Origin of the sequence: Hymenobacter sp. AT01-02 (assembly GCF_000961955.2) — a bacterium.
Classification (GTDB): Bacteria; Bacteroidota; Bacteroidia; order Cytophagales; family Hymenobacteraceae; genus Hymenobacter; species Hymenobacter mucosus.
Genome location: NZ_JZIR02000161.1, coordinates 1 through 3,234 on the forward strand (window position 1 = coordinate 1; position 3,234 = coordinate 3,234).

The 3,234-nt window shown below is 60.1% G+C and carries 6 protein-coding genes; all 6 read left to right on the forward strand.

What is annotated here, in order from left to right:
• Positions 1-281 (forward strand): hypothetical protein (locus VI25_RS27405; RefSeq protein ID WP_236705194.1); only part of this gene is annotated, 281 nt, incomplete at its 5' end.
• A complete protein-coding gene (locus VI25_RS21730) occupies positions 233-583 on the forward strand; it encodes a hypothetical protein (RefSeq protein WP_055562884.1) in 351 nt (116 codons plus the stop codon). The genes VI25_RS27405 and VI25_RS21730, both read left to right, overlap by 49 nt.
• Positions 499-1,194: a TlpA family protein disulfide reductase gene (locus VI25_RS21735; protein WP_055562885.1), complete on the forward strand. Its 696-nt coding sequence runs from the start codon at positions 499-501 to the stop codon at positions 1,192-1,194. Before VI25_RS21730 ends, VI25_RS21735 begins: the two co-directional genes overlap by 85 nt.
• A 267-nt stretch (positions 1,195-1,461) precedes the next feature.
• Positions 1,462-1,716 (forward strand): prolipoprotein diacylglyceryl transferase family protein, encoded by a 255-nt coding sequence (locus VI25_RS28030; RefSeq protein ID WP_052695782.1) that lies wholly within the window; start codon positions 1,462-1,464, stop codon positions 1,714-1,716.
• A gap of 59 nt (positions 1,717-1,775) precedes the next feature.
• Complete coding sequence (locus VI25_RS21745; RefSeq protein ID WP_055562886.1) at positions 1,776-2,477, forward strand: prolipoprotein diacylglyceryl transferase; 702 nt, start codon at positions 1,776-1,778, stop codon at positions 2,475-2,477.
• 86 nt (positions 2,478-2,563) lie between these two features.
• A complete protein-coding gene (locus VI25_RS21750; RefSeq protein ID WP_072144888.1) occupies positions 2,564-3,139 on the forward strand; it encodes an RNA polymerase sigma factor in 576 nt (191 codons plus the stop codon).
• Positions 3,140-3,234 lie beyond the last annotated feature (95 nt).

Consider the following 3,234-nt stretch of genomic DNA (forward strand, 5'->3'; position numbering starts at 1 on the left):
GCTACCTCAGCCTCGCTCTCGTATGCCCGTCAGCGCACCCCGCTCTACCTGAGTCCGGGCGACAGTCCGTCGACCTTACCCTGGACTTTGCCCACTTCGACGAAACTGTGCGCTACACCGGCCGCGGGGCCGCTGCCAATAATTACTTAGCCAGGTTCTGTGGCGCTTTCAGGCCGCGCCCACTGCTGCGTCGCCGGAGCGCCAGCGCACCCCAGCAACGACGCCCGCGCAGATGCGGCACCTGGCCGACGCGTTTCGCCAGCAGCAACACGCCTTCCTAGCGCGCTACCAGGTCACTAACGCGCTTCCCTCGGCCTTTCAGCGCCAAGCGGCCCTAGATATTGATCTGGAGTGGGCCCGTCTGTTGCTCGACTATCCCGGCTACCACCGCACGGTCGCCAAGCAAGCGGCTATATTGCCGGCAGAGTATTATGACTTCCTGCGCCAACTGCCCCGCCAGCAGCTAGACGAACAGGTGACGCGCGAACCGTGCTACGCATGCTCACTGCCTATGGCGGGCGGCTGCTACCCGATGGCCCACTGCGCGCCGACCCCGCCGAAGCCGCCCGGCTCTATGCCCTAGCCACGGCTGACTTCGGGCCGAACCGGGCCCGTGACTGGGCTTTATATCAGCTATTCACTTTTCAATTGCCCGACAACCTGACGGGAGTGATGGCGGCCTACCCTACCTTTCAGGCCCAGAACCGGGATACGCTGCTCAGCCGTAACCTCAGGCAATTTTTGCGGGACCTACGGCACCTGCAACCCGGTCAGCTGGCCCCGTCGTTCACGCTCTTGAACCACGAAGGCCGCCCGGTGTCACTGACGGACTTTCGGGGGAAAGTGGTCTACCTCGACTTTTGGGGAACGTGGTGCGCGCCCTGCCGGCAAGAACTACCGGCCAGTGCCCAGCTTGCCCGCCAGTTTGCGGGCCGCGACGTGGTGTTTGTGTCCATTGCGGTGAACGATGCGGAGCAGAAATGGCAGCGCGTACTCGCTACCGAGCAGTTGACGGCCCTTGGGCAAGTACAGCTGCGAAGCCCAGATGCCATCGTGCCCACTGCCTATAATGTGGTAGAATACCCCTCTTATTTGTTGCTGGATCGTCAGGGCCGTATTCGCCTGACCAGCGCTCCGCGTCCTTCGGCAGGAACGGCCACCGTGGCAGCCATTGAGCAAGCCTTGCAGCAGTAGCCCGTGGTTAGCGGGAAGCCCGTAGGGAGCTGCTAGTAAGCCTAAAGGATTGCTTAGCTGAGGCAGCACAAGTCCGAATAGGAGTTTCAGGTCCCTACCGACCGTTAATATCAAGGGAGGTGCGCAATAGCTAGCGGGTGAAAAGGGAGCCCCAGAAATAAAAGGTAGGAGCCCCCGCAAGTTTCTGCGGGGACTGGGACCTAAGTAGTAGTTGGCCCTTTTCTGGTTCGGCTTCTGCTGCTTAAAGTTACCTTCATCCTCTTGCCCATGACTTCCCTACTTGCTTACCTGGTTTGGAACTTAGACCCCGTCATTACCTCTGTTGGCCCACTCACGCTCCGCTGGTACGGGCTCTTATTCATGCTGGGCTTTGTCGTGGGTACGCCTGTGTTTCAGTACATTTTCCGGAGCGAGCACGTGTCGCCGCGTTGGGTGGATGTCTTGACTATCTACGTGCTAGTGGGCACAGTAGTGGGTGCGCGCCTGGGCCACATCTTCTTTTATGAGCCGACCTGCTGCTGAAAGACCCACTGGAAGCAGTTAAAATCTGGCACGGTGGGCTGGCTTCACACGGGGCTACCTTGGGCATTCCGCTGGCCTGCTGGCTATTTGCCCGCAACAATAAGTTTGATACCCTCTGGGTGCTCGACCGCATCGTGCTAGTGGTCTGCATCGGCGGCGCCCTCATCCGCCTGGGCAATTTCATGAACTCCGAGATTGGCGGCTACCCCACTACCGTGCCCTGGGCTGTGGTGTTTCCGCGCGACACCCAGCACTTGCTGCCTGCTACCCACCCGCTGCCCGCCGGGGCGGTGCAGGTTGCCCACCCCGTGCGCCTGCCAAGTGGCGACGTAAGCCACCAGGTACTACCCGCCGACGCCCCCATTGGTCTGTACTCGCTGATGGCCGTGCCGCGCCACCCCACACAACTCTACGAGGCGCTGTACTGCCTGCTATTGGTGTCGCTCCTCTATTATTGCTGGCACCGTACCAAAGAGCGTACCCCGCGCGGGCTCCTACTTGGCCTGTTTCTAGTGTTGCTGTTCACGCAGCGCTTCCTGGGCGAGTTTCTAAAGGAAGCCCAAGTTGCGTTTGAGCATGACAACCTGCTCAATCAGGGCCAACTACTCAGCTTGCCGCCGATTCTGGTGGGTTTGTGGGTATTGTGGCATGCTGGCAAGGACTCAAAGAATCCGTACGGCTATGCCCCGCGCGACTTGGATGATCCCTTGCCACCTGAGCGAGTAGTAGGTTCTTTGCCAGCAGGCAGCAATGAATACTAGGCTTTCGTGATGTAATATATACTGCACGCGAAGCCCTTTGCTTCGCGCCGCCCCTGCCGATCTATGGTCCTTCAGTCGATTTACGCGTGAGTTCCTCCCCTACCGACGCCGAGCTGGTGGCCCAATTCCAGGCCGGCAGTGCGGCGGCCTTTCGTACGCTGGTTGAACGCTACCAGGGGCCTGTGTACCGTACGGCCCTGAGCTTGCTGCGCTCCCCCGAGGAGGCCGAAGATGTAGCCCAGGAAGTATTTGTAGAAGTCTACCAGACCATTGACCGGTTTCGGGGCGAGGCCGCTCTCAGCACTTGGCTCTACCGTCTCGCTACCTCGCGAGCCCTAAAACAGCAGCGGAAGAACCGGACCAAAAAGCGCTTTGCCCTGCTAACCAACCTACTGGGAATTAACCACGAGGTGCTGCACGAGCCGCCCGATCATCAACACCCGCAGGCTCTACTGGAAGGCCAGCAGCAGCAGCAGCAACTGCTCGACGCCATTGCCCGCCTGCCCGAGTCCCAGCAGGTAGCCTTCACCCTGCGCCACGAGCAGGAGCTGAGCTACGAAGAAATAGCTGCTGTGTTAGGCACTAGCGTGTCGGCTGTGGAGTCGCTCTTGTTTCGAGCCCGGCAACGTCTGCACCAGTTTCTTCATCCTCACTTAGTTTGAATTCCGCATGTCTGCCTTACCTCCCCTTCCGGAAGAAGACGAAGCTTGGACTGACCGGTTGCGCGCGTTGCAGCCGCTAGGCCCACCCCGAGCCT

Excerpts from the sequence above, each read along its gene's own strand:
- VI25_RS21730 (WP_055562884.1), top strand. The coding sequence starts at position 233 with ATGCGGCACCTGGCCGACGCGTTTCGCCAGCAGCAACACGCCTTCCTA.
- VI25_RS21735 (WP_055562885.1), top strand. The coding sequence starts at position 499 with ATGCTCACTGCCTATGGCGGGCGGCTGCTACCCGATGGCCCACTGCGC.
- VI25_RS28030 (WP_052695782.1), top strand. The coding sequence starts at position 1,462 with ATGACTTCCCTACTTGCTTACCTGGTTTGGAACTTAGACCCCGTCATT.